At 66.8% G+C, this 24,473-nt stretch carries 24 protein-coding genes; 12 read left to right on the plus strand and 12 right to left on the minus strand.

Annotated features, from left to right (window positions below; genetic code table 11):
• Nucleotides 1-309 precede the first annotated feature (309 nt).
• Genes FRZ61_RS01780 through FRZ61_RS01790 form a run of 3 tightly spaced genes read left to right on the plus strand, consistent with a single transcriptional unit; the run spans nt 310 to nt 3,822 of the window.
• Nucleotides 310-1,389 carry a phosphatase PAP2 family protein gene (locus FRZ61_RS01780; RefSeq protein ID WP_151114673.1) on the plus strand — a complete coding sequence of 360 codons (1,080 nt, stop codon included), beginning with the start codon at nt 310-312 and terminating at the stop codon, nt 1,387-1,389.
• On the plus strand, nt 1,382-2,638 hold the full coding sequence (locus FRZ61_RS01785) for a mitochondrial fission ELM1 family protein (RefSeq protein WP_151114674.1): 1,257 nt from the start codon (nt 1,382-1,384) through the stop codon (nt 2,636-2,638). The genes FRZ61_RS01780 and FRZ61_RS01785 overlap by 8 nt, the downstream gene beginning before the upstream one ends.
• Nucleotides 2,639-2,643: 5 nt before the next feature.
• The gene (locus FRZ61_RS01790; protein WP_151114675.1) at nt 2,644-3,822 is read left to right on the plus strand and encodes a mitochondrial fission ELM1 family protein; all 1,179 of its coding nucleotides are present in this window, start codon (nt 2,644-2,646) and stop codon (nt 3,820-3,822) included.
• Between the two features lie 27 nt (nt 3,823-3,849).
• On the opposite strand, the gene FRZ61_RS01795 is transcribed toward FRZ61_RS01790, so the two are convergent.
• The 6 genes from FRZ61_RS01795 to FRZ61_RS01820 are packed head-to-tail and all read right to left on the minus strand — an operon-like array spanning nt 3,850 to nt 9,358.
• Entirely contained in the window at nt 3,850-5,397 is a 1,548-nt protein-coding gene (locus FRZ61_RS01795) for a PfkB family carbohydrate kinase (RefSeq protein ID WP_151114676.1), read from the minus strand.
• 3 nt (nt 5,398-5,400) lie between these two features.
• A complete protein-coding gene (locus FRZ61_RS01800; protein ID WP_151114677.1) occupies nt 5,401-6,414 on the minus strand; it encodes an NAD-dependent epimerase/dehydratase family protein in 1,014 nt (337 codons plus the stop codon).
• The gene (locus FRZ61_RS01805; protein WP_151114678.1) at nt 6,411-7,418 is read right to left on the minus strand and encodes an NAD-dependent epimerase/dehydratase family protein; all 1,008 of its coding nucleotides are present in this window, start codon (nt 7,416-7,418) and stop codon (nt 6,411-6,413) included. Before FRZ61_RS01805 ends, FRZ61_RS01800 begins: the two co-directional genes overlap by 4 nt.
• Nucleotides 7,415-8,188, minus strand: a complete 774-nt coding sequence (locus tag FRZ61_RS01810; protein ID WP_151114679.1) for a transaldolase — start codon at nt 8,186-8,188, stop codon at nt 7,415-7,417. The genes FRZ61_RS01805 and FRZ61_RS01810 overlap by 4 nt, the downstream gene beginning before the upstream one ends.
• A gap of 16 nt (nt 8,189-8,204) precedes the next feature.
• A complete protein-coding gene (locus tag FRZ61_RS01815; RefSeq protein WP_225309061.1) occupies nt 8,205-8,744 on the minus strand; it encodes a D-glycero-alpha-D-manno-heptose-1,7-bisphosphate 7-phosphatase in 540 nt (179 codons plus the stop codon).
• Nucleotides 8,741-9,358, minus strand: a complete 618-nt coding sequence (locus FRZ61_RS01820) for an SIS domain-containing protein (RefSeq protein WP_151114681.1) — start codon at nt 9,356-9,358, stop codon at nt 8,741-8,743. Before FRZ61_RS01820 ends, FRZ61_RS01815 begins: the two co-directional genes overlap by 4 nt.
• 257 nt (nt 9,359-9,615) lie before the next feature.
• On the opposite strand from FRZ61_RS01820, the gene FRZ61_RS01825 reads away from it, so the two are divergent.
• From FRZ61_RS01825 to FRZ61_RS01845, 5 genes are all read left to right on the plus strand, one after another.
• Entirely contained in the window at nt 9,616-10,539 is a 924-nt protein-coding gene (locus FRZ61_RS01825) for a Gfo/Idh/MocA family protein (RefSeq protein ID WP_151114682.1), read from the plus strand.
• Complete coding sequence (locus tag FRZ61_RS01830; protein ID WP_151114683.1) at nt 10,536-11,783, plus strand: UDP binding domain-containing protein; 1,248 nt, start codon at nt 10,536-10,538, stop codon at nt 11,781-11,783. Before FRZ61_RS01825 ends, FRZ61_RS01830 begins: the two co-directional genes overlap by 4 nt.
• Before the next feature lie 19 nt (nt 11,784-11,802).
• Nucleotides 11,803-12,690 carry an NAD-dependent epimerase/dehydratase family protein gene (locus FRZ61_RS01835; protein WP_191909251.1) on the plus strand — a complete coding sequence of 296 codons (888 nt, stop codon included), beginning with the start codon at nt 11,803-11,805 and terminating at the stop codon, nt 12,688-12,690.
• A gap of 118 nt (nt 12,691-12,808) precedes the next feature.
• Nucleotides 12,809-13,807: an NAD-dependent epimerase/dehydratase family protein gene (locus FRZ61_RS01840; protein ID WP_151114685.1), complete on the plus strand. Its 999-nt coding sequence runs from the start codon at nt 12,809-12,811 to the stop codon at nt 13,805-13,807.
• Nucleotides 13,804-14,274: an NUDIX domain-containing protein gene (locus FRZ61_RS01845; RefSeq protein ID WP_191909252.1), complete on the plus strand. Its 471-nt coding sequence runs from the start codon at nt 13,804-13,806 to the stop codon at nt 14,272-14,274. The genes FRZ61_RS01840 and FRZ61_RS01845 overlap by 4 nt, the downstream gene beginning before the upstream one ends.
• Here FRZ61_RS01845 and FRZ61_RS01850 read toward each other — a convergent pair.
• Nucleotides 14,271-15,221, minus strand: a complete 951-nt coding sequence (locus FRZ61_RS01850; protein ID WP_151114687.1) for an IS481 family transposase — start codon at nt 15,219-15,221, stop codon at nt 14,271-14,273. The two genes, FRZ61_RS01845 and FRZ61_RS01850, sit on opposite strands and share 4 nt — an antisense overlap.
• 447 nt (nt 15,222-15,668) lie before the next feature.
• On the opposite strand from FRZ61_RS01850, the gene FRZ61_RS01855 reads away from it, so the two are divergent.
• Complete coding sequence (locus FRZ61_RS01855; RefSeq protein ID WP_151114688.1) at nt 15,669-16,475, plus strand: sulfotransferase family 2 domain-containing protein; 807 nt, start codon at nt 15,669-15,671, stop codon at nt 16,473-16,475.
• Nucleotides 16,476-16,524: 49 nt separating this feature from the next.
• On the opposite strand, the gene FRZ61_RS01860 is transcribed toward FRZ61_RS01855, so the two are convergent.
• From FRZ61_RS01860 to FRZ61_RS01880, 5 genes are all read right to left on the minus strand, one after another.
• The gene (locus FRZ61_RS01860; RefSeq protein WP_151114689.1) at nt 16,525-17,694 is read right to left on the minus strand and encodes a class I SAM-dependent methyltransferase; all 1,170 of its coding nucleotides are present in this window, start codon (nt 17,692-17,694) and stop codon (nt 16,525-16,527) included.
• 13 nt (nt 17,695-17,707) lie between these two features.
• Nucleotides 17,708-18,628: a transketolase family protein gene (locus tag FRZ61_RS01865; RefSeq protein ID WP_151114690.1), complete on the minus strand. Its 921-nt coding sequence runs from the start codon at nt 18,626-18,628 to the stop codon at nt 17,708-17,710.
• Nucleotides 18,625-19,476 (minus strand): transketolase, encoded by an 852-nt coding sequence (locus FRZ61_RS01870; RefSeq protein ID WP_151114691.1) that lies wholly within the window; start codon nt 19,474-19,476, stop codon nt 18,625-18,627. Before FRZ61_RS01870 ends, FRZ61_RS01865 begins: the two co-directional genes overlap by 4 nt.
• Before the next feature lie 41 nt (nt 19,477-19,517).
• Nucleotides 19,518-20,174 (minus strand): class I SAM-dependent methyltransferase, encoded by a 657-nt coding sequence (locus FRZ61_RS01875; RefSeq protein ID WP_151114692.1) that lies wholly within the window; start codon nt 20,172-20,174, stop codon nt 19,518-19,520.
• A gap of 140 nt (nt 20,175-20,314) precedes the next feature.
• Nucleotides 20,315-21,490 carry a TIGR04372 family glycosyltransferase gene (locus tag FRZ61_RS01880; protein WP_191909253.1) on the minus strand — a complete coding sequence of 392 codons (1,176 nt, stop codon included), beginning with the start codon at nt 21,488-21,490 and terminating at the stop codon, nt 20,315-20,317.
• Nucleotides 21,491-21,785: 295 nt separating this feature from the next.
• Between FRZ61_RS01880 and FRZ61_RS01885 the strand changes: the two genes are divergently transcribed.
• From FRZ61_RS01885 to FRZ61_RS01895, 3 genes are all read left to right on the plus strand, one after another.
• Nucleotides 21,786-22,745, plus strand: a complete 960-nt coding sequence (locus FRZ61_RS01885) for a sulfotransferase domain-containing protein (protein ID WP_151114694.1) — start codon at nt 21,786-21,788, stop codon at nt 22,743-22,745.
• 77 nt (nt 22,746-22,822) lie between these two features.
• A complete protein-coding gene (locus tag FRZ61_RS01890) occupies nt 22,823-23,749 on the plus strand; it encodes a glycosyltransferase (protein WP_225309062.1) in 927 nt (308 codons plus the stop codon).
• Between the two features lie 85 nt (nt 23,750-23,834).
• Entirely contained in the window at nt 23,835-24,455 is a 621-nt protein-coding gene (locus FRZ61_RS01895) for a glutathione S-transferase family protein (protein ID WP_151114695.1), read from the plus strand.
• Nucleotides 24,456-24,473 lie beyond the last annotated feature (18 nt).

Here is a 24,473-nt window from a genome sequence, read left to right on the forward strand (position 1 = left end):
GTCGCGGCCGGAATCTGGGCGCTAGTGTTACCCGATTGGCCCCCTCGGCTTCAACAATCGGGTCTGGCCGCAATATCCCCAAGGCGGCCGTTAAACCCAGGGATTTCAGGGCCCTGCGGCCGCTGGCCGCAGGGTTTCGGGCCGCTTCCCGCTGCGTCAGGCGGTGGGCTTGCCGCCGGGGGGCGGGCCGAGTAAGTCTGGCGCCCGATTTGACCTCCTGCGACCGGGACTCGTCCTTGCCGGGGCTTGACCCCAGGGTTGGGACCGGCCGATCGGCGCGCGAGGGGAGCATCGCAGGAAAGGGCGTTCGTGGTGGATTGGCAGAAGGCCGAAGGCGGCCGCTCCCTGGCCGCATCCGTCGAGCTGGACAAGGCCTTCTCGCGGCGGCTGCCGCCGCCCGACATGCTGGCGGTCACGCTGACCGTGATCGGCTTCTTCGCCATCGCGCTCGTGATCGCCCGCATCTGGGGCATCGACTTTACGTTTCCCCGGCCCGGCAAGATTCCCGGTCTCGACGCGAACTACTGGGCGCCGCCCGGCATCGCCGCGATCGCCTACCTGGTCATCCAGCTCGCGGGCCGGCAGCTCATCCGCAGGAACCGGCCCTCCTGGGCCGCTTTCGGCCGGCGCCTCTTCGACGACTACTACCTGCTGGCGCTCTTCATCTTCGTCATCTATGTCCACTTCAACATCAAGATGTGGATCCCGGTCGTCAATCCGGCCCTCTATGACGCGCAGTATTTCGCGGTCGACCAGGCGCTGCGGCCGCTGATCGATCTCTTCGCCTGGATCCGCGCCTGGGGTGCCCGCATCATCCCTGCCGTCGACATCTGGTACCAGGCGGCCTTCTTCGCCGTCTTCGTGCTCTCCTTCCTGACCCATTCGATCGGCAACCGGCGCTGGCACTATCACAACATGATCGGCCTGCTGCTGATCGAGATGGTGGGTCCCCTGAGCTATCTCTTCGCCCCCGCCGTGGGTCCCTTCATCTTCGAGCAGGGCCCGAACAGGATGGCGACCACCGCCGAGCTGACCATGTACGAGGTCTACAAGCAGGTGCTGGCGGGCGGCGGCGCCTGGGTCTCGGAAAATGGCGGGCACTATTTCGCGCAGCCCCTGGCCGCGATGCCTTCGCTCCATGTCGGCGCCACCTTCGTCATCGTCTATTACTCGGTCGTGGCCCGGCAATGGGTCTCGCCGCTGGCGGTGCTTGCCTTCATCTGGATCGTGATCGAATCGGTCGTGGCGCGCTGGCACTATCTGGTCGACCTCCCGGTCGGGCTGCTGCTCGCGGTGATCGTGATCTTGGTCACCAACCGCCTTTGCCGCACCCGCCAGGCCGAGATCGACCGCGCCGGCGGCCTTGCGCTCGCAGGCCGACATGGCTGAAGGGCAGGGCCCCATGGAGCGGACGCCGGCCGGCCCCGATCGTCCGCCCCCGGACCTTCCTCCCAAGGTCTGGGTCTTCAAATGCCACCGTGCCGGCGACCACGCGCAGAGCTTGGCGCTCGCCCACGCGCTGGGCTGGCCGTTCGTGGTGAAGGAGATGAAGTTCCTCCCGCACGAGCTCTTCTATGCGCTCAAGGGCAAGGGAACGCTGGCCGGCATCGACCGCCGCCGTTCGAGCCCGCTCGAGCCGCCCTGGCCCGATCTCATCATCATGGCCGGCCGCCAGAACGAGACCCCGGCCAAATGGGTGCGCGACCAGTCGAGCGGACGCACCCGCATCGTGGTGATCGGGCGCTACTGGACGCCGGCGGACGAGCTCGACCTGGTGGTGACGCCGCCGCAGTTCCGCTTGCGCCCGCATCCCCACGTGCTGGTCAATGACTTTCCGTTGCACCAGGTCACCCGCGAGAAGCTCGATGCGGCCGCGCGCCTCTGGAAGCCGCGCCTGGCGGACCTGCCCCATCCCTGGATCGCCCTCGTCGTCGGCGGTTCCAGCGGCCCCTACGAGTTCAGCCGCGAGACCGCGCGCCGGCTCGGCCGCGAGGCCAGCGACTTCGCGCGCGCCCATGGCGGCTCGCTCCTGGTGACCACCAGTCCGCGCACGGGCCGCGGCGCCATGGAGGCGCTCGACCGCGCGATCGAGGCGCCGCATAAGTTCTACCGCTGGCGTCCATCCGATCCGGACAATCCCTATCTGGGCTATCTGGCGCTGGCCGACCGCTTCATCGTGACCGCCGACAGCCTGTCGATGCTGGCCGAGGCCTGCGAGACGGGCCGGCCCGTCTTCATGTTCGAGTTCGGCGGCGGGCCGGCGGCCATGCGGGGCCCGCGCGCGCGCGATCCCCGCATCCGCCAATGGTGGCGCTGGTCCCAGCTCAAGGACCAGGGGCTCTGGGGCCTGCACTATGCTTTCGCGATCGGCCTGCCGCCCTGGCGGCTCAACCGCAGCCGGGATATCCGGCTGGCGCAGGACCGCTTCGTCGCGCTCGACCGGGCCCGCTGGCTGGGCGATAACGATCCGCGGCCCTGGCACCCCGCCCCGCTCCAGGATCTGGATCGCGCGGTGGCGCGGGTGCAGGCGCTGCTGGGCCTCAAGCCATCCGGCGCGGAATCGGTTCACAAGGCGGAACCGGGCCCGCATGATGCGACCGATCCGGCGGCGGCACCGATATTGCGCCGCGCGCCTTAATCTCCATGTCCCGTTCGCCGACCGCTCCCTTGCCCGCTCCCAACGCCACCATGCCGCCGCAGGATTTCGAGAGCCGCGCTTCGACCCCGGCGGAGCTGTCGCAGACGCCCGTCGTCTGGCTGCTCCTGTCGGACAAGACGGGCGACAACGCCCAGCTCCAGGTCGTGGCCGACGCGCTGCCCTGGCCGAGCCTCGCCAAGCGGGTCCAGGTCCGGCCGGAATATGCCGACGCCAAGCCGCGGGTGGCGGCTTCGGTCCACCATATCGATCCGGCCCGCTCCGATCCGCTCGAGGCGCCCTGGCCGGATCTCGTCATCACCATCGGCCGGCGCATGTCGATGGTGGCGCTCTGGATCAAGGAGCAGTCGCAGGGCCGCACCAGGATCGCGCTCATCGGCCCGCCCAAGCGGATGCTCGACCGGTTCGATCTGGCGGTCGCGTCGGTGCAGTATCGGCTGGCGCCGCGTCCCAACCTGCTGCGGATCAATTTCCCGCTGCAGCGCATCGACAAGGCGGCCATCGCCGCCGAGGCGGAGGCGTGGCGCCAGGAGCTCGCGCCCCTGCCCCGCCCCCTGATCGCGGTCATGGTCGGCGGCCGCACCAAGGCGGTGCGCTTCGATGCGGAGGTGGCCCGCCAGCTGGCGACCGGCATCGCCGAGATGGCGGCCCGTGAGAACGGAACTTTGATCGTCACCACCAGCCGGCGGACGCCCGACGCGGTCATCGCCGTGCTGGAGACGATGCTGCCGCCCGGCTCCATCCTGCATCGCTGGACCCCCGGCGGCGGTCGCAATCCCTATCGCGCGCTGCTGGGCCTGGCGGATCGGTTCGTCGTCACCAGCGATAGCGTTTCCATGCTGATGGAGATCGGGCGCCTCGGCAAACCGCTCGCGATCTACCCCCTGCCGCTATCCTCATGGCTGGGCGGCGGGTTCCTCGCGGTCGGCCTGCAGAAGATTCTGCCCTTGCGCCTGGCCCGCAAGCTGCGCCGGCTCATCGCCGAGATCGGCGCGCGCGCCGGTGCCGTCGGGCATGACCGCGATCTGACCGCGATCCATCGGCTCATGATCAAGGAAGGCCATGCGGTCTGGTTCGGCGATCCCTTCCCGCGCCAGAACCGGCCGCTGCCGGACGAGTTGGCGCCGGTGGCGGCGCGAATCCGGGAGCTGATGAAGAAGGGCTAGCGCCTTTCGGCCCGCCGTCCGGCCTCTTCAGGCGAGATTGGCGACCCGCTCGAGTTCCTGGATGCGCTGATGCACGCTGTCGGGCGTGACCGGCTCGTTGCCTTCGCGCCCGCACTCGACGCCCGCGGCGATGTTGCCGAGGATGGCCGCGAGCACATCGACCCCGGTCGCGAACAGGGCGAGGGTCGCGTAGGCGAGGAGCGCATCGCCGGCGCCGACGGGATCGACGATCTTGTTGGCGAAGCTGTCCAGCGCCGCCACCGGCGCCAGATCGTCGGGCGGCCGGGTGCGGTAGGTGAGAACGCCGCGGTCGCCGAGCTTGAGGATCAGCGTCTTGCAGTGGGCCTGCTCGAAGAGGGCGGTCGCCAGCGGACGGATGGCCGAATCCTGGTCGCCCAACGCGAAGCGCGCCTCGCGCTCGTTGGGTGTGATCAGATCGAAACCCTTGAACTCGAGGATGTTGCCCCAGCGGCTGGCGACCTGGCTGTCGGCGACGCGCATGCGGCCTGGGGGAATCGCCTCGGTGAGCCGCGGCACGGTCATGCGGTTGAAGATGCCGTGGCGGAAATCGCTGAAGCAGGTGATGTCGGCCTGCGTCTCGGCGATGTCGTGGCGGAACTCGTTCAGCACCTTGTCGGAGATCGAGCGGTTGTCGACCGTGTCGATCTTCAGCAGCCGGTAGTCGTGGGCGACGATCGCGTTCTTGTTGGTGGTCGGGCGCGTGGGATCGATGATTGCGCGCATCTTGACGCCGGCCTTCTCGAGATCCTGCAGGACGAAGTCCTTGAGCGGATCGTTGCCGAGCACGGTCGAGAAGGTCACGTCGGCGCCGGCGGCGCGCAGATGCTTGGCGACGATGCCGGCGCCGCCGACATAATCCACCTTGTTCTCGTAGAGCACGCTCATGGTCGGCGTCTTGGTCATGCCGCCGATCATGCTGCAATGGGTCAGGCTGTCGACGATCGTGTCGCCCACCACATGGACGCGGATTCCCTTGAGCTTGTCCAGGGTGCGATAGAGCTCGGCGAAGCCGAATCCTTCACCCTCCATCAACATCATGAGCTTCTCGATGCCGATGTCGGGCGGGCCGGATTCGATCAGCCGCGAGGAGGAATAGACGATGTCGCCCGGCGTGAAGAGGACCTCGCCGCCGAAGCTCTCCAGCGTGCTGATCTCCTCCTGGGTCTTCGGGTTGTGGCCGCCGGCATATTCGTAGCCCTTGGCGTAGTAGTCTGGCTGGATCAGCTTCAGATTCTCGACCGGCGTCGGGTTGGGGTCGATGACGACGTAGTCGACGGCTTCCAGCGCCGCCAGGTTGATGGCGCGCAGATCCTGCGGCACGAAGGGCCGGTGCGCCGCCTTGAGGATATGGGCGTCCGCCGTCAAGCTCGCGACCAGGATGTCGGCCTTGCTCTTGGCGTAGAGCAGGTGGCGGACATGGCCCGGATGCACCACGTCGAAGGTGCCATGGCACATGATCACGCGCTTCTTGCGCGGCCGGGGGCCGATCAGGGCCGCGATCTCCTGGGCGGTCTTGATCTTGTGGCTGACCAGCTTGCGGCTTTGTGCATCCATGGCTTACGCGTTCTCCCGGCCGGCCTGCTGCATGAACTTGAACCAGGTTTCGGTGGCGGTGGCGATCGACTGCGGATCCCAGAGCGGCGCCTCGCGCCAGTAATCGATGGTGGCGAGAATCTTCGCGACGCCTTCCTCGAAGCTCACCAGGGGCTTCCAGCCGAGCTCGCGCTGGATCTTCGCGATGTCGGCCCAGGTCACGTCGGGCTCGCCCGGCCGCTTCGGGATGAAGATCTTCTCGCCGCCCAGGAGCTCGATCAGCCGGTTGACCGATTGCGGGCTGCCGCCGCCCAGGTTCCAGAAATCGCCGGCCTTGTCGGTCTCGGCCGCCGCCATGAAGGCGCGGGCGACATCGGTCACATAGAGGAAATCGCGCCGCTGCGTCCCGTCGCCGACGACGGTGAAGGGCTTGCCGGCGAGTTTTTGGCGCAGGAACACGCCGAACACGGCGCCATAGGCACCCGAGGTGCGCGAGCGCGTGCCGTAGGCGTTGAAGATGCGCACCGAGTTGACCGGCAGGCCGTAGACCTTGTGCCAATGGAAGGCCGCCTGCTCGCCCTGATACTTGGAGAGCGCGTAGGGGTAGAGCGGGTTGATCGGATGGTCCTCGCGCGTCGGCGTCTGGGCGATGCCGTAGCAGGAGGAGGAGGCCGCATAGACCAACTTGGCGACGCCCGCGCGCCGCGCCGCCTCGAGCACGGCGACCGTGCCCTGCACGTTCGCGGACATGTACTCCGCCGGCCGCTCGATCGAGGGCACGATGTCGCCGATGCCGGCGAAATGGAAGACGTAGCGGGCACCCGCGAAGGCGGCGTCCTCGGGCTGGATGTCGCGGATATCCCGGACCTCGAGCCGGACGTCGCCGCCGGCGGCATGCTGCGCCAGGTTCGCCGCGCGGCCGCCCACCATATTGTCGATCGCATGGACGCGGAATCCGCGCTCGACCAGCAGATCCACCATATGGCTGCCGATGAAGCCCGCTCCGCCGGTGACGACGGCCAGAGGCTTGCCGGTCATGCGGCGCGCAGTGCCTTGAGGCGGCGGACGTTGAAGTAGAGGTCGTCGGTCATGCTGTTGGGCAGCTTGCCGGCCTTGAACGCCTTGCAGAGATCGCGGACCGCGTCCTCGATGGTGTGGCTCGGCACGAAGCCCAGCTTGCGCCGGATCTTGTCCGAGTTGATGTGGTAGCTGCGGATATCGTCGGTCGGCGTGGTGACGATCTCGATATTGCCGCGGCCCGAGAACTCCTGCTGCACCACGTCGCGCACCGTGCGGGCGATGTCCATGATGCTCATGTTCTGGTAGCCGGCATTGAAGGTCTCGCCGGCGATCTTCTCGTCGGGCAACTCCAGCAGCAGCTTGTAGAGATCGCACATGTCCTGGACATGCAGGTTGGGCCGGAGCTGGCTGCCGCCGAACACCGTGATCTTGCCGTTATTGACGGCGTGATTGGTCAGGATGTTGACGCTGAGATCGAGGCGCTGGCGCGGGGCATAGCCGCAGACGGTGGCCGGGCGGATCGTGACGCAGACGAAATCCGGCGACTGGTGCTTGAACAGCAGCGGCTCGCAGAGGCCCTTGTATTTGTTGTAGAGCGTGAGCGGCAGCAACGGATGATCCTCGGTCACGTCCGGCTTGTCGGAGACGCCATAGACCGAGCTCGAGCTCGCATAGACGAAGCGCTTCACGCCGGCCTTCTTGGCCGCGATCACCATCGGCTCGAAGGCGTCCATGTTGACCGAGGTCGAGAGCCGCTCGTCCAGCTCGAAGCTGGCATCGTTCGAGATGCAGGCGAGCGAGATCACGGCGTCCTGGCCCTGAAAGACCTTGGCCAGCTTCGCGGTGTCGCGGATGTCGCCCTCGATCACCTTGAGGGCCGGATTCTGCTTCGGCAGGAACGCGTCGCCGAAATACATGATGTCGTAGACGGTGACGTTGTAGCCGAGATCCAGCAGCTGCGGCACGAGCAGCGAGCCGACATAGCCGGCACCGCCGGTCACCAGGACGTTCTTGAACTTCACGAGCGGGCTCCATTCGCCAGGGCGAGGGCGGCTTCCTTGGTCGGGATGTGGTAGCCGGCGGCATCGGCGTCGCGCCAGAACATCTCCACCGTCTCGAGCGAGAACTTGTCGAGGTCCTTGCCGACCGAGCCCAGCTTGTTCAGCAAGTCGTTCGTCACGGTGATGATCTGGCAGCCGCAGGCCTCGGCATGGAAGAGGTTCAGCACCTCGCGCGGGCTCGCCCACAGCACCTCGGCCTTGGGCCGGCTCGCCGCCGCCAGGCGCACGGCCTCGGCCATGATCGGCATCGGATCGCGGCCGCTGTCGGCAACGCGGCCGGCGAAGATGGAAAGGATCGCCGGCGTCTCGGGCGCGAGCGCATCGAGCGTGGCGCGCACCTGCTCGAGCGTGAACATGGCGGTGACGTTGACCGCCACGCCGCGCTTCGACAGGCGGCCCACCAGCGGCACCGAGGACTGGCGCTGGGTGTTGGTGATCGGGATCTTCACATTGACGTTGGGGCCCCAGGAGGCGATCTCCATCGCCTGGGCCTCCATCGTCGCATGGTCGTCGGCGAAGACCTCGAAGGAGATCGGCCGGTCGGGCACCGCCGCGATCGCCTCGCGCGCGAAGGCGCGATAATCCTTCACGCCCGCCTTGCGCATCAGCGTCGGGTTGGTGGTGAAGCCCTTGATGAAGGGCTTGGCGTACATTTCGCGGATGCCGTTCAGGTCGGCGCCATCGGCGAAGATCTTGATCCGCAGATCGGAGATCGAGGGCACGGTTTGCATCGGTCGCAAGACCTATCTAGCTGCAGCGTTGGAGGATGATGTCGGCCGCTTCGGCAAGCGAGCTCACGGTCCGGTCGGGTTCAGCGCGCGGGGTGTCGTAGTCGTTGCGCAGCCAGATCGTGAAACAACCGGCGGCCTTCCCGGCACCGATGTCGCGCCAACGATCCCCGACCATAAAGCTTTGATCCAAACGAATATTATGGCGCGCGGCAGCGTCAAAAAGCATGCCGGGCAGCGGCTTATAGCACTTGCAGTCGGGCCCCTCAAGGCACCAGCAGACCTCGACATGGTCGATCGGGAGCCGGGCGGCCAGCCAGGCGTTCATCGACTCGACCGCAGCCCGGGAGGTCAGCCCTTTGGCCACGTCGGGCTGGTTGGTCGCCACCGCCAGGAACAGGCCTGCGGCCTTCAGCCGCCGCAGCGCCTCGACCGCCCCCGGCATGAGAACCATGTCCTCGAGTCGGGCCGGCGGGTAGGGGCGGCCCTCCCGGATCACGGCCCGGTTGAGGGTGCCGTCGCGGTCGAAGAACACCGCGCGGCGCGGCGACGCGCTCACCTCGGGGCGGCGCTCGTGGCGGTCACGCTCTCCCATTTCGTCGCCCGGCGCTGCAGAACGGGATTGGAGACGAGGCAGTGCCAGACCACCGCCTGGAAGCCTTCGCTCTGCGGCGTGACATGGGCGGCATTGGGCGCCGGGATCACCACCACCACGTCGCCGCGCTTGGCCGTATAGCCGGTGGCTCGCCCGACGATCCCGAAGACCTTGGTGCCGCGCTTCTTGGCCAGGTCGATCGCCTTGACCAGGTTGGGGGAGACGTTCTTCTCGGCGTCGCCGCCGCCCACCGAGAAGATCAGGATCGCGTCCTTATCGGCCAGATTGCTGACCTCGAGCCAGCCCTCGAACACCGTGTCCCAGCCCTCGTCGTTGGTGCGTGCCGTCAGCTCCGAGACGTTGTCGATGGGGGTATAGGCCTCGATCCCGCAGAGCTTGCGGAAGTCGTTGACCGCGTGGCTGCAATTGCCGGCGCTGCCGCCGACGCCGAGCAGGAACAGGCGTCCGCGCCGTTCGCGCAGGGCGGCCAGCTCTGTGGCCAGCCGGTCGATCGCGCCGCGATCGATCTCGCGCGCGATCTGCGCGACTTCGTCGAAGAACAGATTCGCGTGGCTCATTCGTCTCTTGCCTTCCTGCGGCGTGGCGCGCCGGCGCGCTGTCCGCGCCCCGTGGCGGAGCCGGACATCCGAGGCCAGTTCTCTGGTGGGGGCTTCGTCGACATGCCGGCGACCGGGAGGCGCCGTGGCGGTCCATCGGCCCCGAAGCGCGTCATTCCGGGGCTTTGGGGTGGGGCGCGTGATCGGCTATAAACGCCTTCAATTCCGGCTTGTCAAGACGACCGGGCCGGCTCACAGCCGCGGAAATCCTGCCAAAAATGCGTGTCGCCGTTGTCGGACTCGGAGTGCAGGGCCATAAGCGGCGAAGCGTCGCGGGCGCGGAGCTGGCGGCCACGGTCGACCCCGTCAATCCCGAAGCCGGCTATCGGCGAATCGAGGAGGTGCCGGTCGCATCCTATGACGCCGCCCTGGTCTGCACGCCCGACGAGGCGAAGCTGCCGATCCTCGATTACCTCGCCACCCATCGGAAACATGCGCTGGTCGAGAAGCCCCTGATCGCCGCCGAGGACCAGGCGCTCGCCGGGCTTCGGGACCGGGCCCGCGCCGCGGGCGTGGTGTTCTACACGGCCTATAATCACCGTTTCGAGCCGCATTTCATGCGCATGCGCGACCTCCTGCAGGGCGGCCGGCTCGGCCGGATCTACCGCTTACGGATGTTCTACGGCAACGGCACCGCGCGCCTCGTCCGCAACTCGGCTTGGCGCGACGAGGGGGCGGGCGTGTTGCCCGACCTGGGCTCGCATCTGCTCGACACGGTCCTGTTCTGGCTGGGGGCCGCGCCCGCGAGCCCCTTCCGCGTGGTCTCGGCGAGCCGCTTCGAGAATCGCGCCTTCGATCACGTCGTGCTGGCGTCCGCAGGCCCGCCCTCGATCGAGCTGGAGATGACCCTCTGCTCCTGGCGCAACGACTTCAAATGCGACCTGTTGGCCGAGAACGGCAGCGCCCATATCGAATCGCTGTGCAAATGGGGCCCGACCAGCTTCACCACGCGCGATCGCAAGCTGCCGAGCGGCCGCCCGGACGAGCAGACCGAGATGCTGGTCCAGCCCGATCCGACCTGGGTGGCGGAGTACGATCACTTCAAGGCGCTGTGCGAGCGCGGCGGGCCGGGGAACCTCGATAACGATCTCTGGATCAACCGGACGCTGAGACAGCTCGCGGAGCAGGCGCTCGCATCATGATCGGCTTCGCGGGCATGACCCATCTGGGCCTCGTATCGGGCCTGGCGGCTGCAGCCAAGGGCGAGGCCGTGACCGCCTTCGATCCGGATTCCGATCTGGTCGCTCGGCTGGCCCAGGGCCGGTTTCCGATCGACGAGCCGCAATTGGCGGAGATCTGGGCCGCTCATCGCGACCGGGTCCGCTTCACCAGCCAGGCATCCGACCTTGCCGCTTGCGGCCTGATCTATGTGGCGCCGGACGTCCCCACCAACGACAGCGGCGTGAGCGATCTCGCACCTGTGGAGCGCCTCCTCGGCATCGTCGGCAAGGCCGCTGCCGGGAGGACGCGGGTGCTGTTGAGCCAGGTGCCGCCGGGCTTCACCCGCGCGCTGGGCGATCCGTCGATCTACTACCAGGTCGAGACCCTGGTGTTCGGTCGCGCCTTCGAGCGCGCGCTGGAGCCCGAGCGCTTCATTCTGGGATGTGCCGATCCGGCGCAGCCCCTGCCGCCTGCCTGTCGAGGCTTCCTCGAGCGGTTCGGCTGCCCGATCCTGCCGATGCGCTATGAGAGCGCGGAACTGGCCAAGATCGCGATCAATTGCTGTCTGGCCGCCAGCGTCACGGTCGCCAACACGCTGGCCGGCCTGGCCGAGAATGTCGGCGCCGACTGGTCGGAGATCGTCCCCACCTTGCGGCTCGACCGCCGCATCGGGCCGCATGCCTATCTGACGCCGGGCCTGGGTCTCTCGGGCGGCAATATCGAGCGCGATCTCGCGACCGTGACGCGGATGGCCGACGCGACCGGCGCGGACGCCGCTTCCATCCGCGCGATGCTGAGCAACAGCCGTTATCGCAAGGATTGGCCGCTGCGCCGCTATGGCGAGCTGGTGGGCGACCGCATCACCCATGCGCGGCTCGCCCTCTGGGGGCTCGCCTACAAGGAGAACACCCACTCGACCAAGAACTCGCCGGCACTGGCCTTCCTCGCCGGCCTGGGCCCCTCGGTGGTGCGGGCCTACGACCCGCTGGTCGCGGCCGACGCGCGCTATCATCCCGGGATCCTGCAGGCGAAGGATCCGCTCGATGCCTGCCGCGATGCGGATGCGCTGGCGATCCTGACCCCCTGGCCCGAGTTCCGACGCGTCGCGCCGCGCGATGTCGCGGCGGCCATGAAGGGACGTGTCGTGCTCGATCCCTATCGCCTTCTCGATCCCGAAGCCTGCCGCGCGGCGGGCCTCCAGCAAGCCGTACTGGGAGCGCCATAGACGGAGCGCCATAGACATCGTGACCCTGGAACATCGACAAAATCCGCCCGCCGAACCCGCCCGTGTCGTGGTGCTGGGCTCGCGCGGTTTCATCGGCGCCGCCTTGGTGCGCGATCTGCAGGCTGCCGGCATCCCGACCCTGGCGGTGGCTTCGGCCGATCTCGACCTGTCGGCGCCCGACGCGGCGGCGGCGCTGACGGCACTGCTGCGGCCCGAGGATACGGTGGTCTTCCTCTCGGCCCTCACGCCCGACAAGGGACGCGACATCGCGACCTCCATGCGCAACCTGCGGATGGGCGAGGCGGTCGCGGCGGCGCTCCAGGCGCAGCCCGTGGCCCATCTCGTCTATATCAGCTCGGACGCGGTCTATCCGTTCGAGAGCGGCCTGGTCTCGGAGGCGACGCCGGCCGCCCCCATCGATCTCTACGGCGCCATGCATCGCACCCGCGAGCTCATGATGCAGCAGGCCTTCAAGGGGCCGCTGGCGGTCCTGCGGCCTACGCTCGTCTATGGTGCCGCCGACACGCACAACTCCTACGGTGCCAACCGCTTCCGGCGGATGGCCCAGAAGGACGGAAAGATTGTGCTGGGCGGCAAGGGCGAGGAGACGCGCGATCATGTCCTGATCGACGACCTCGTCGCCATGATCCGCGAGGTGCTGCGCCATCGCAGCCACGGCACGCTCAATCTCGTCACCGGTCAGTCGGTGACGTTCGACGAGCTGGCGCGGCTGGTGGCGGGGCTGTTCAGCCCCGCGGCGGAGGTGGTCCATACCCCGCGCCAGTCGCCGGTCACCCACCGGCATTTCGATTCGGCGGCGCGCCGGCGGGCCTTTCCCGAATTCCGGTTCACGCCGCTGGCGGATGGCCTGCGGAAGGTCCATCGCGAGGCCATCGGTGGCACCTGACCGGCGGCTCGATTCTGGCGCGACATTTGCGCGAAGGCCGGCTATATCGGCGCCCTCGAGCCATCGGACCATCATCGACCCCGACCCCCGGCGGGACGGAAGACGAAAGGAAGCATCAATGGCCGGAAAGACATATGCGGTTCTGGGCGGCGGCGGATCCTTCGGCCTGCACACCTCGAAATATCTCCTGGATCATGCCGATCCGAAGAAAGTCATCGCGGTCGGCCGCAACCTGCCGAAGCAGGACTGCTTCACGCTCGGGATCGGCGACGGCGATCCGCGCTACAGCTATCACGCCTATCACGTGAACTACGAGCTCGACCTGCTGATGGAGCTGCTCGATCGCGAGCGCCCGCAGGTGATCATCAACTTCACGGCGCAGGGCGAAGGGGCTGCCTCCTGGAAGAAGTCATGGCGCTTCTTCGAGACCAATTGCGTGGCGCTCGCCAAGCTCAGCGAGGAGCTCATGGCGCGCGACTGGCTCGAGCGCTTCATCCATATCGGCACCTCGGAACTCTATGGCTCGGTCGACCATCCCGCGACCGAAGACACGCCGATCAAGCCCTCGAGCCCCTATGCGGCCTCGAAGGTCGGGTTCGACTTCTATCTGATCTCGATGAATCGGTTCCTCAAATTCCCGATGAACATCATCCGTCCGTCGAACGCCTACGGACCGGGCCAGCAGCTCCATCGGGTCGTGCCCAAGGCCATCGTTTGCGGCCTCACCGGCGAGAAGCTGCCGCTCCAGGGCGGCGGCCGCGCGGAGAAGTCCTATATCCACAATCGCGATCTCGGCCGCGCCATCTATCTGGTATCGGAGAAGGCGCCGATCGGCACGATCTACAATGCCGGCCCCAAGGAGCCGACCTCGATCCGCCGCGTCGTCGAGCTTTGCGCCGAGGCGCTGGGCATCCCCTTCGAGCAGCTCTGCGAGGTGACCGGGGATCGCCTGGGGCAGGATTCGCGCTACTGGCTCGACAGCAGCGCCATCAAGCGCGACGCCGGCTGGGAGCCGCAGATCGGCTGGCAGGAAGGGCTGGCCGAGATGGTCGCCTGGGGCCGCAAATATCGCGACGAGCTGGCGCGCCTGCCCAAAGATTTCCGTCTGCGGGCGTGACCGGCGACAAGGCGCCATCGGTGCCCGGCCCGCGGCTGCATCCCTCCGATGCGGTCGCGGCGATCATCGTGGTGCCCGGGCAAGGCTATCTGCTGCAGCTTCGCGACGACCGTCCCGACATCTTCTTCCCCGCCCATTGGGGTCTCTTCGGCGGCGCGATCGAGCCCGGGGAGAGCGAGGAGCAGGCGCTGCAGCGCGAGCTTGCCGAGGAGATCGGCATCGAGCTGCCGCCCGGCGTCGCCCGCTACGTGACGCGGATCGACTTCGACTGGAACCGGCCGGGCTGCGGCCGCACCACGCGCGCGTTTTTCGAGGTCACCGTGCCGGCGGAGCGCGTGCAGTCTCTCGTTCTGCGCGAAGGATCCGATCTGGAGGTATTTCCGCCGGAGCGGATCGCGGCCTTACGGGTCACGCCCTATGACGCTTTCGGCCTGTGGCTGCATATGAACCGCGAACGCATTATCTAGATGTGGAGCCTCAACAGGTTGTTCCGGGCCAAGGGGAGTCTGCTGATGGGCGACTTTGAACCGATACTGCCATGAGGTCGATGCCAATTGTAGCGGTGTATCCAGTTGGGCAGTTCGGCGGCGCGCTGGCGTGAGGTGTTGTAGGCGCGGGCGTAGGCCCATTCGCGCAAGGCGGTCTGGATGAAGCGCTCGGCCTTTCCGTTGGTCTTGGGTGTATAGGGCTTGGTGCGGATGTGCTTGAGACCTAGCCGTTTGCAGGTTCTGCGGAAGGCGAAGGCTTTGTAGCAGGAGCCGTTGTCGGTCATGACGCGCTCGACCTTGACGCCGAGGCTTGCGTAGTAGGCGACAGCGGCTTTGAGGAAGGCGATCGCACAGCCTTGGCGCTCGTTCTTCATCACCTTGGAGAAGGCGATGCGCGAGGCGTCGTCGATGGCGACATGGACGAACTCCCAGCCGATGCCGCGGGCGTTGCTCTGGCCTCGGCGGTCGCCTGTGATGCGATGACCTACGCGATTGAACTTGCCCAGCTTCTTGATGTCGATGTGGATCAGTTCGCCGGGGTTGTCGCGCTCGTAGCGGCGGACCTCGACCGGCTCAAGGGCACGGAATTTGTTCAACCCGAGCCGCTTCAGAACACGGCTCACCGTGGCCGGTGAGACCCCAAGCTCGGCGGCGATCGCTTTGCCCGTCAGCCGGTCCCGCCGCAGCGCCGCGATACGCTCAACGATCGCCTGCGGCGTAGGCCGGTAGAGCCGGTGAGGACGTGAGCTGCGATCCTGCAAACCCGCAACTCCTTCCGTCCGAAAGCGCTTCACCCACTTGCGCACCGTGCGCGGGCAGACGCCTACGGCTTCGCTCACGGCCTTCGGCGTCTGCCCGCTCGCAACCAGGCCAACCATCCACTCTCGACCGCGCGCCGTCAGACGGGCATTCTTATGGACGTTCATCCGGTCCCTCTCCTTGGAAAAACTGAGGCTTCGACAACCGTCAGCTTCTCCCGGCAGGGGCCGGATGGACAACCTGTTGAAAGCTCACATCTAGAGCGATTCAAGAGTGCCGCTCCGACGCTTCTATCGCCTCGCACTCTTCCGCCTTGAACCGGTGTCCGCTCGCCCGAATCAGGATGGCTCCGCCGAGAGGGCTTGAGACCGAAATGTGATTGGTTTCAACCCCCGCTTGCATTAATTAATTGACCAGCGGCGGCACGGCCCCGTGGCAGCTTTGTGGCAAAAAGGTCTGAGTCATTGCACCACCGATAGCCGGGCGTTAAAGTTGATCCATAATAATTGCCTCAACTTTCAGGGGCATAAGTGGGGCACAGCACGATTTTCTGGAGATCGCGACAGCTCTCGGTGATCTCTCCGTCGACGGCGATCAGCCTTCGAGCCCGGACCTTGCTGACACGCGTCGGCGCCGCCCTGCGCGCTCCCTCGCCCGAGCCGGGCCGGGTCTTCTTTCTCCATGTCCCGAAAACCGGCGGCATGACCGTCCAGCAATATCTGACGGCGTGCTTCGGGGGAAAACGGGGCGGGCGGCGCTGCAAGCTTGGCGAGATTTATCTCAACCAGCCGCCGAGCGATCACAAGATCGATCGGGCGCGCCATTCGCACTTCGTCTGCGGCCATTTCTCCTGGGCCAGCATCGAGCGCATCGGCATCCGCGAGGACGACTATATCTTCACCTTCCTGCGGGAACCGCGAAGCCGGCTGAAATCCTTCTATCGCGTCATGACGAACTATCCGACGGACCACATCACCGAAGCCGTGATGGGCCGTGTCGAACGCTGCCGCGACATGTCCCAGGTCGGCATGTTCACCACCATCGATCCCGATATCCGCAACATGATCGACAACTACATGGTGCGGCAGCTGGCGGGCCGGTTGACGGATTATCCCATCCCCGAATCCGAATGGCCGGAGCTGCTGGAGACGGCCAAGCGGAACCTGCAGCGCCTCAATCGCATCGGTTTCCAGGAAACCTACGATGCCGATTTCGGCTATATCCTGAACGACCTGCATCTGCCGCGGTTGACGCAGATTCCGAGGGACAACGCGACCGAGGATGTCGTCAAGCGCGCCTGGGCGAAGAGCAGAACCTACCAAGAGGATCCTGCCGAGGTCGCGGCGGCGATGGCGCCGCTGGTCCGCTGGGACGAAGAGCTCTACCAGTACGCCCGGCAGCTGCGCTCAGACGAGCCTTAGCAGGTTTCCGGAGCCGATCCGCTTTCGCGCGCGGCGTCGCCGGCGGCTGCTACGAAACGTTGCGCGGCCAGGCCGGCGGCGGCACGAAACGCGCGCCGAGGCCTTCCAGCCGCGCTACGACCTTCTCCGATACGATTGGCGTCAGGGGCACGTAGACGGTACTGTCGGCCGGCGCATCCTGAGGCGCGAAGATCGGCTTTCCCTTATAGCGGCCGCCGATGCGCGACTTGTCCTCGTCCACGAAAAAGTCGATGCGCCCCTCGAGCGCGCCATAGAGCCACATTCCGGAGATGGACGTGCCGAAGATCCCGAACTGCCCCCGATCCGACAGGGCGCGGGCGCGCTCGATGACGGTTCGAAGCCAGGCGATGGTCGCGCCGGCGATGCGGAATCCGCTGGGTGCGCCCGGCTTCGGCAGCGGCTGGTGGCCGCTGTGGCCGAGATAGGTGATCTCCTTGCCCAGCACGGAAGTCGTCGCGACGGCGGCGGTCAGCCCGGCGCGGCTGGCGAGATAGCGCAGCGTATCGAGCGAGAAATGACAGAGATGATCCGCCACGAGCAGATCGAAGGGCGAGGTCTCGATGTCCGGCACTTCGATGAAGAGATGGCCGCCTTTCTCCAGCAGCCCGGTCGCGGCGTTCAATGTCGACAAGGGTGCCGGCATATGCTCCAGCGAATGGATCATCGACACGAGGTCGTAGCGTCCAGGGATGGTCCCCACATCGTCGGTCGCGTAGAGCGCGGCGAAATTGGGGATCTTCTGGAGTGCCGCGAGGCCGCGGTCGGACAGCTCGTTGCCGTAGAGCTCCCATTGCGGCAGCGCCTTCGAGAAGCCCGCGAGCGCCGCGCCGTTGCCGCAGCCGATATCGATCAACCGGCCCCGGGCCGGCGGCTTGACCGTTGCGGTGACGAAATCCACCAGGACCTGGGAGCGGGGCGAAGCCTCGCCGCTGGCCGTGGTGAAGACGATCTGCTCGGCGCCGCCCGACAGGTGGTAGATCTCATAGGCGCCATAGATGCGACGAATCTCGTCCTGCCACCGGCGATCCGGCAGCTTCTGGATGCCGCCGCAGGATCGGCACACGGCGAGGCTGCCCCCGGCCGGCCAAGGCTTGCAGTCCGAGGTGACGCGCGGCAGCGCGGCGAACTCGGGCTGCATCTCCAGGCCATGATCGCCGCAGATCTGGCAGGCGGATCCGGAGGTTTCAGGGCCGGTCATGCCGATGGCCGTCTCATGCCAGGCCGAGCGCGGCGCAGATTGCCGGCACCGACAGCCCGTGCTCGTCCAACAGATCGTCGTGGCTGCCGTAGCAGTGCTTGAACTCGTCCTGGAGCGTGAAGACGTCGAGCCGGCAGGAGGCGCGGCTGGTCCAGGCGATCTCGCGCACGCGCATGGCGAGGCTGCCGTTGGGCGCGCACTCCTCGATCACGACGACCTGCTTGAAGCGGGCGAGAATCTCCGCGATGCGATCGCGGTCCAGCGGCTTCAGGGTATGGACCGAGGCGATGGCGGCGCTCCGGCCGGCCGCGTCGAGGCGTTCCGCCACGGCGAAGGCCCGCTTCATGATCGGGCCGTAGGAGAGGATGCAGACATCCCGGCCGGGCTTGATCATCCGCAGCTTGCCGAAGGCCCAGGGCTCGGCGGCGGCCGCGGTGAAATCGGGCTCGCCGGCCTTGCCCAGGCGCAGATAGACCGGCCCCTGCTCCTGGGTGGCGCACCAGCGGGTCGCCGCCGCCGTCTCGGACGGGTCGCAGGGCGCGATCACCGAAAGATTGGGGATCGAGCAGGCGATGCTGACATCCTCCTGCGCGTGGTGGGTGGCGCCGAGGGTCGAATAGGTGACGCCGCCGCCGATGCCAACGACCGTGACCGGGAGGTTCTGGTAGCAGAGATCGTCGCGCACCATCTCGAAGGGCCGGTAGAGGGAGAAGGTGGCGATGGTGTAGGCGAAGGGCCGCAGGCCGCGCTGCGCCATGCCCGCCGTCATGCCGATCATGATCTGCTCGGAGACGCCGGTGTTGATGAAGCGCTCCGGGAATTCCTGGCGGAACTTGGCGATCGAGCCGGCCGGCGAGATGTCGGCGACGACGATGCAGAGCCGCGGGTCGGCCTTGCCGAGCTCGTAGAACGTGTCCGCGAACCTGTTTCTCACGCCCGGCCCCTCTCGATCTCCGCGAGAGCCTGCTGATACTCGGCCGCGTTGGGCGAGCGGTAGTGCCAGATCGGCACATGCTCCATGAAGGAGACGCCCTTGCCCTTGACCGTCTTGCAGAGGACCAGCAGCGGACGGTCGGCGCGGCGCGCCATCACCGCATCGAAGATCGCGGCGCCGTCATGGCCATCGACCTCGGCGACCTCCCAGCCGAAGGAACGGGCCTTCTCCGCCAGCGGATAGAAGGCCTTGTGGCCTTCGCTCATCCGCTCGAGGCCCGAGAAGTCGTTGTTGTCCATGAAGGCCACGAGATTGGCGAGATTGAGGTTCGCCGCCATCATCATCGCTTCCCAGGTGGAGCCCTCCTGGAACTCGCCGTCGGAGAGCAGGCAATAGACCGCCACATCCGACCCCTTGAGCTTTTCCGCGCAAGCCTGGCCGGTGGCGATGCCGAGACCATGGCCCAGCGAACCGGTGGAGGCGGCGATCCCGGGTGTGCCGAAATCGGGGTGCGCGCCGAGCCGGCCGCCGCGCTTGCAGTAGAGATCCAGGTCCTGCCGCGAGAGGATCCCCTGCTCTTCGAGGATCACATACTGGATCATGCAGCCATGGCCCTTGGACATGAGGAACACGTCGCGGAAGCTGCCGTCGGCCTCGCGGCGCATGAGGCCGTGATAGATCGCGTCGGTGATCTCGGTGCAGGAGAAGGCCGGCGCCACATGGAGGGCGCTCACCTGCTGGGAGATGTCGAGGATGCGCCGGCGATAGCGGCGGCAGCGCTCGCGCGCCAGCGACGGGTCGAAGCTGTTCGTGCGGCGGGAAGCGGGCGTCGGGCTCGGTTGGCTCATGCAGTCCACATCGGGGTTTCGAGGGCGGGCCGGGCGGCGGCCTATTCGATGATCGTCCAGTAATGGTCGCCGGTATAGCCGGCTTCCCCGAACAGCTTGATCCATCCGGCCGGATAGTCGTGGAACTCGGCCGTCAGGACCCAGCTCTCGAAGATCTCCTTCTGCTCGGGCGTGCGATAGCTGTCCACCTGAACGAAGGCCTTGCCGCCGGAGAGACGCTGGATCTCCTTCATCGCCGTGATGGCGCGGGGCCGCGGGAAATTATGAATCGTGTTGAGGCTCAGCACGCAATCGAAGCTGTTGTCGGGAAACGGCATCTTCTCGGCCGTGCCGAGATGCAGCCGGCCCGCCAGCCCCGGCTCGCAATGCATCAGCGCATAAAGCGAGACGTCGAGGCCGAATGCCTCCAGCCCGGGGCAGGCCAGCATCAGATCCTTGACCAGGAAGCCCTTGGCACAGCCGACATCGAGCACGCGCATCCCAGGCTTCAGGCCGAAATGGGCGACGATGTCGCGCGCGACCGGGATCCAGCGCCCGTCATAGCGATAGCCGCCATAGCCGTATTCGCGCGGCCCGTCGAAATACATCTCGCCATACTGCTTGGCGATGGCGACGACGGCCGGGTCCTTGGCCTCGAGGCGCTTCTTGATGTCGCGCTTGGTCCGCGGCAGGGCGCGCAGCAGATCGATCTCGGCCACTGGCTCAGCTCCGGGATGAGATTCTGGGTCCGGTAACGGTGCGTTCGGTCAAAGGCGGGTCGGCTCAGCTTCGCACGGGCGTCCGCGATGGTTCCGGCGGGCGTGAACCTAATGGATCGCCGCCGGGGAGGCAAATCCGATCACTCGCCGAAAAACCTCATGTTTTCATGTGTCTTTGGCGGCCAGATCAGGTGGTTGGGCTTCTGGCGCGGCGGCTGGCGGCACGGCGGCCGCCAGCCCGCGACATCGGTCGTGCGGTCGAACAGATGGCGCGCCACCGCGGCCAGTTCCTCGCCGGTGTTCTTCCGGATCTGAAGGTTTGCACCCTCCCGGAGACGCCGGTTGAGCTCGACCTTGTCGAGCAGGCCCGATTCCAGCAGCGGCCGGTTCATCAGGACCTGCCCCTCGGGCGTGGTGATCTCGTGCGTGAGGATCACCTGCTCCATATCGCCCCAGCCGCCATAGCCGTCGGTCGCGTCGACCACCCCCAGGGGCACCTGGAAGGAGAAGCCCAGCATGATCGGCCCCGAAGGGCCGGCGACCATGAAGCGCGAATGGCAGACGGCATAGGCCTGCAGCATGAAGGCGTCCTCGATCCGGCTCAGATCGACGAAGCCGGGGCGGGCGGGGAAGGGCGTCATCTCGGGATGGCCGAGCTGCACCACCTGGCCGCCCAGCTCGTCGATGATGTAGTCGACGAGCTGGCGATAGCTCTCGGGCTCGCCGTTGCGCAGCGGGCTCTTGTCCAGCTTGTGGCCGTAATTGCTGGTCCGGTAGTGGATCGTCGCGTACCAGCGCGCCGGGTCGAGCCCCAGCCCCTCGAGCCGGCGCCGCAGCGGCTCCTCCTTCGCGGCCGGGATGCGCAGGGGAACGGGATGATCCAGCCCGTGGACCATGCGGACATCCATCATCGGCTCGATCACGACGAGATCGTAGAACGCGGCCGGCATCTTCTCGCGGCCCAGCGTCCAGCGGCCGAGCGGCAGCCAGGGCCGCATGTCGGGGATCCACTCGGCGAGCCAGCGCGGGCGTTCGCCCTTGAGCGGCGTGGCATGATCGATGTTGGGCGAGAGCGAGATGACGTCCGCGCTGTAGGGCCGGATATCGCTGTAGCGCACGATCAGGCGGGCATGATCGAACTGGTCCTTGAGCGTGGAAAGGACGACGGTCTTGGCCAGAAGATCGCCGAGCGAGGTCTCGAGCACCGTGCCCAGGATCATGAAGGGCCGCTCGGCATTGCGGCCGATATCGCGATAGAGGTGGCTCGGGCGGACGCTCTTGCGATTGAAATAGGGCGGCAGGCCTTGGCTGGACAACGCGGCTCCTTGCGGATGAAGGTCGTCGCCTCGCTTCCTTGGCAGGCTCGGACCGGCGCGCATCCTATCCAATCGGGACAATGGGCAAAACGGCGCCAGGCGCCGGCCGCGCGTGACGATTGGTCGCCCTGCCGCCATCCTCCAGCGGGCGGCATTTTACCGCCTTGCCAAAGGCTTGCTTGATGGTCAGGCTGCGCCGGCCTATTCTGCGGCGGCTCGAGGCGGCTCGCGAAACCCGAGCCCCGGCGTCGCCCGTAAGCCCTTGAAGGGGCCTGAGTTTCCGGCAGGAGCCAGCGTGATCGATTCCATTGCGAACCGGGTGGTGCGGGAGATCGTGGTCAAGGCCGCGGGCCTGCTGCCTGCGTCGAAGCGCGTCCGTGTCCGCCGCCGCGCCCGCGGCCGGGAAGACGCCCGCAACCTGGCCCGCGCGGACTTCGCCGTGGTCTCTCACGGCAAGAGCGGCCGCACCTGGCTCAGCGTGATGCTGTCGCGCTTCTTCCAGCTCCGCTACGGACTCTCCGAGCGCAGCCTCCTGATCTTCGACAATCTGCACCGCAAGAACCGGGCGATCCCGAAGATCCTCTTCACCCACGACAACTATATCCGCGACTACACCGGCGCCGGCACCGGCAAGGCCGCCTTCTACGACAAGCCCACGGCGCTCCTGGTGCGCAACCCGGCGGACGTGGCGGTGTCGCAGTATTTCCAGTGGCGGCACCGGATGCTGCCGCACAAGAAGGTCCTGAACGGCTATCCGGCGCACGGTGCCGAGGTCTCGATCTTCGATTTCGTGATGCATGAGCGCCAGGGGCTCGAGCGCGTCGTCGAGTTCATGAACGAGTGGGCGAAGGAGCTGCCGCGCCTGCGCACCAAGCTCATCATCCGCTACGAGGACATGCGCGCCCGGCCCGAGGCCGAGCTGCGCCGCCTCCTGACCTGGATGGAGCTGACGCCGACCGATGCCGAGGTCAAGCAGGCGGTCGAGTTCGCCGCTTTCGAGAATCTGAAGAAGCTCGAGCAGAAGCGGGTCTTCTGGTGGTCGGGAACGCGGATGGTGCCGGGACAGAAGGGCAATCCGGATTCCTTCAAGGTCCGTCGCGCCAAGGTCGGCGGCTATCGCGACTATTTCGACGACGAGCAGGTACGGCAGATCGACGAGTATGTCCGGACCCATCTGGATCCGGTCTATGGCTATGACGGCGCGGCGACGGCGTCGCCCGTCATGCCGGAGTTGCGGCGCGCGGCCGGCGCCTAGAGCGGGCCGGGCATCGCTGGTTCGGCCATGAGGATGGCCGGGGGGCTGTGAGACGGGCGGAAGGCAAGGTGACGAGGATGAGCGAGACCGTAATGCAGAAGAAACCCTGCGTGTTCATTCAGACCAACAAGAAGCAGCTGGTCGGTGCGCTGGTGGCGGCCCATTCGCTGAAGCGCAACTCGAAGCGTCCCAACGACTTCGACGTCAAGATCATGCATCAGGAGGACTACGACTTCTTCCGCGCGAAGGAAGGCAAGACCTACCTGCGCGACGGTCTGAAGCGGGTCTGGTACAACGACGACCTCCAGTCCTTCACGCCGCTGCGCTTCATGCCGCCCGAGCTCATGGGCTATGAGGGCCGCGCCGTCGTGATCGATCCCGACGTCTTCGCGCAAGGCGACGTCTGGGAGCTGATCTCCCGCGACATGCAGGGCAAGGCGATCATGTGCCGGCGCCGCGGGGCCCGGAAGCTGCACGCGACCAGCGTGATGCTGCTCGATTGCGCCAAGCTCAAGCATTGGCACGTGCCCACGCAGTTCAACGAGCTGTTCGAGTTCAAGCGCGACTATATCGAGTGGACCAGCCTGATCACCGAGCCGCAGGACACGATCGGCCTGCTCGAGAACGAGTGGAACGATTTCGACCGGCTGACGCCGGCGACCAAGATGGTCCACAACACGAAGCGCAAGACCCAGCCCTGGAAGACCGGCCTCAGGGTCGATTTCAATCCGGTCGACCGCGTCTATTTCTTCCCCCCCTGGGCCTGGATCATGGTCGCGCGGCGCAAGCTGTTCGGCGATTACGGGCTGCTCGGCCACTACAACCAGCACCCCGATCCCAAGCAGGAGGCGTTCTTCTACGGCCTGCTGCGCGAATGCCTGGAGGCGGGCACGGTCACGGAAGCGCAGCTGCGCGACGAGATGCGGCACAACCACATCCGCCACGACTCGCTCGAGGTGCTCCGGCGCGTGCCGCCGCTGGACGCGCGGCCGCTCGCCGCCTGAGCCGATTCCCACGCCCCTTGGGAACCCGGATCCGCGTCGCGGGTCCGGGTTCCCGGGGGAAGGCTGCCAACAGCGGAGAGGTTCGATGCTGAAGCTCTTCTATGCGGTCGGCAGCTGCGCGGTGGCCTCGCACATCGCCCTCGAGGAAGCCGGCGCCGCCTACGAAGCGGTACGTCTCGACCTTCGCGCCGGCGACCAGGGCAAGCCCGACTATCTGGCGATCAATCCCAAGGCCCGCGTTCCGGCGCTGGCCACCGACCGGGGCGTGCTGACCGAGAACCCGGCGATCCTCGCCTTCGTCGCGCAAAGCCACCCCTCTGCACGCCTGGCGCCGCTCGACGACGCCTTCGCGTTCGGCCGGATCCAGGCCTTCAACAGCTATCTCTGCTCGACCGTCCATGTCGCCCATGCGCATGGCCTGCGGGCCTATCGCTGGGCCGACGACCCGGGCGCCATGGCCGAGATGCGCCGCAAGGTGCCCCAGAATGTCGCCGAGTGCTTCGGCCTGATCGAGCGCACGATGTTCGAGGGGCCCTGGGTGATGGGGGAGCGCTACTCGATTTGCGATCCCTATCTCTTCACGGTCGCGGGCTGGATCCAGAACGACGGCGTCGATCCCACGCGCTTCCCGAAGGTCTGGGACCATCAGCAGCGCATGAAGCAGCGCCCCGCCGTCGACAAGGTGCTGACGCTCTATCGGAGCTAGCGCATCTTCCGGCGAAGG

Origin of the sequence: Hypericibacter adhaerens (assembly GCF_008728835.1) — a bacterium.
GTDB lineage: Bacteria > Pseudomonadota > Alphaproteobacteria > Dongiales > Dongiaceae > Hypericibacter > Hypericibacter adhaerens.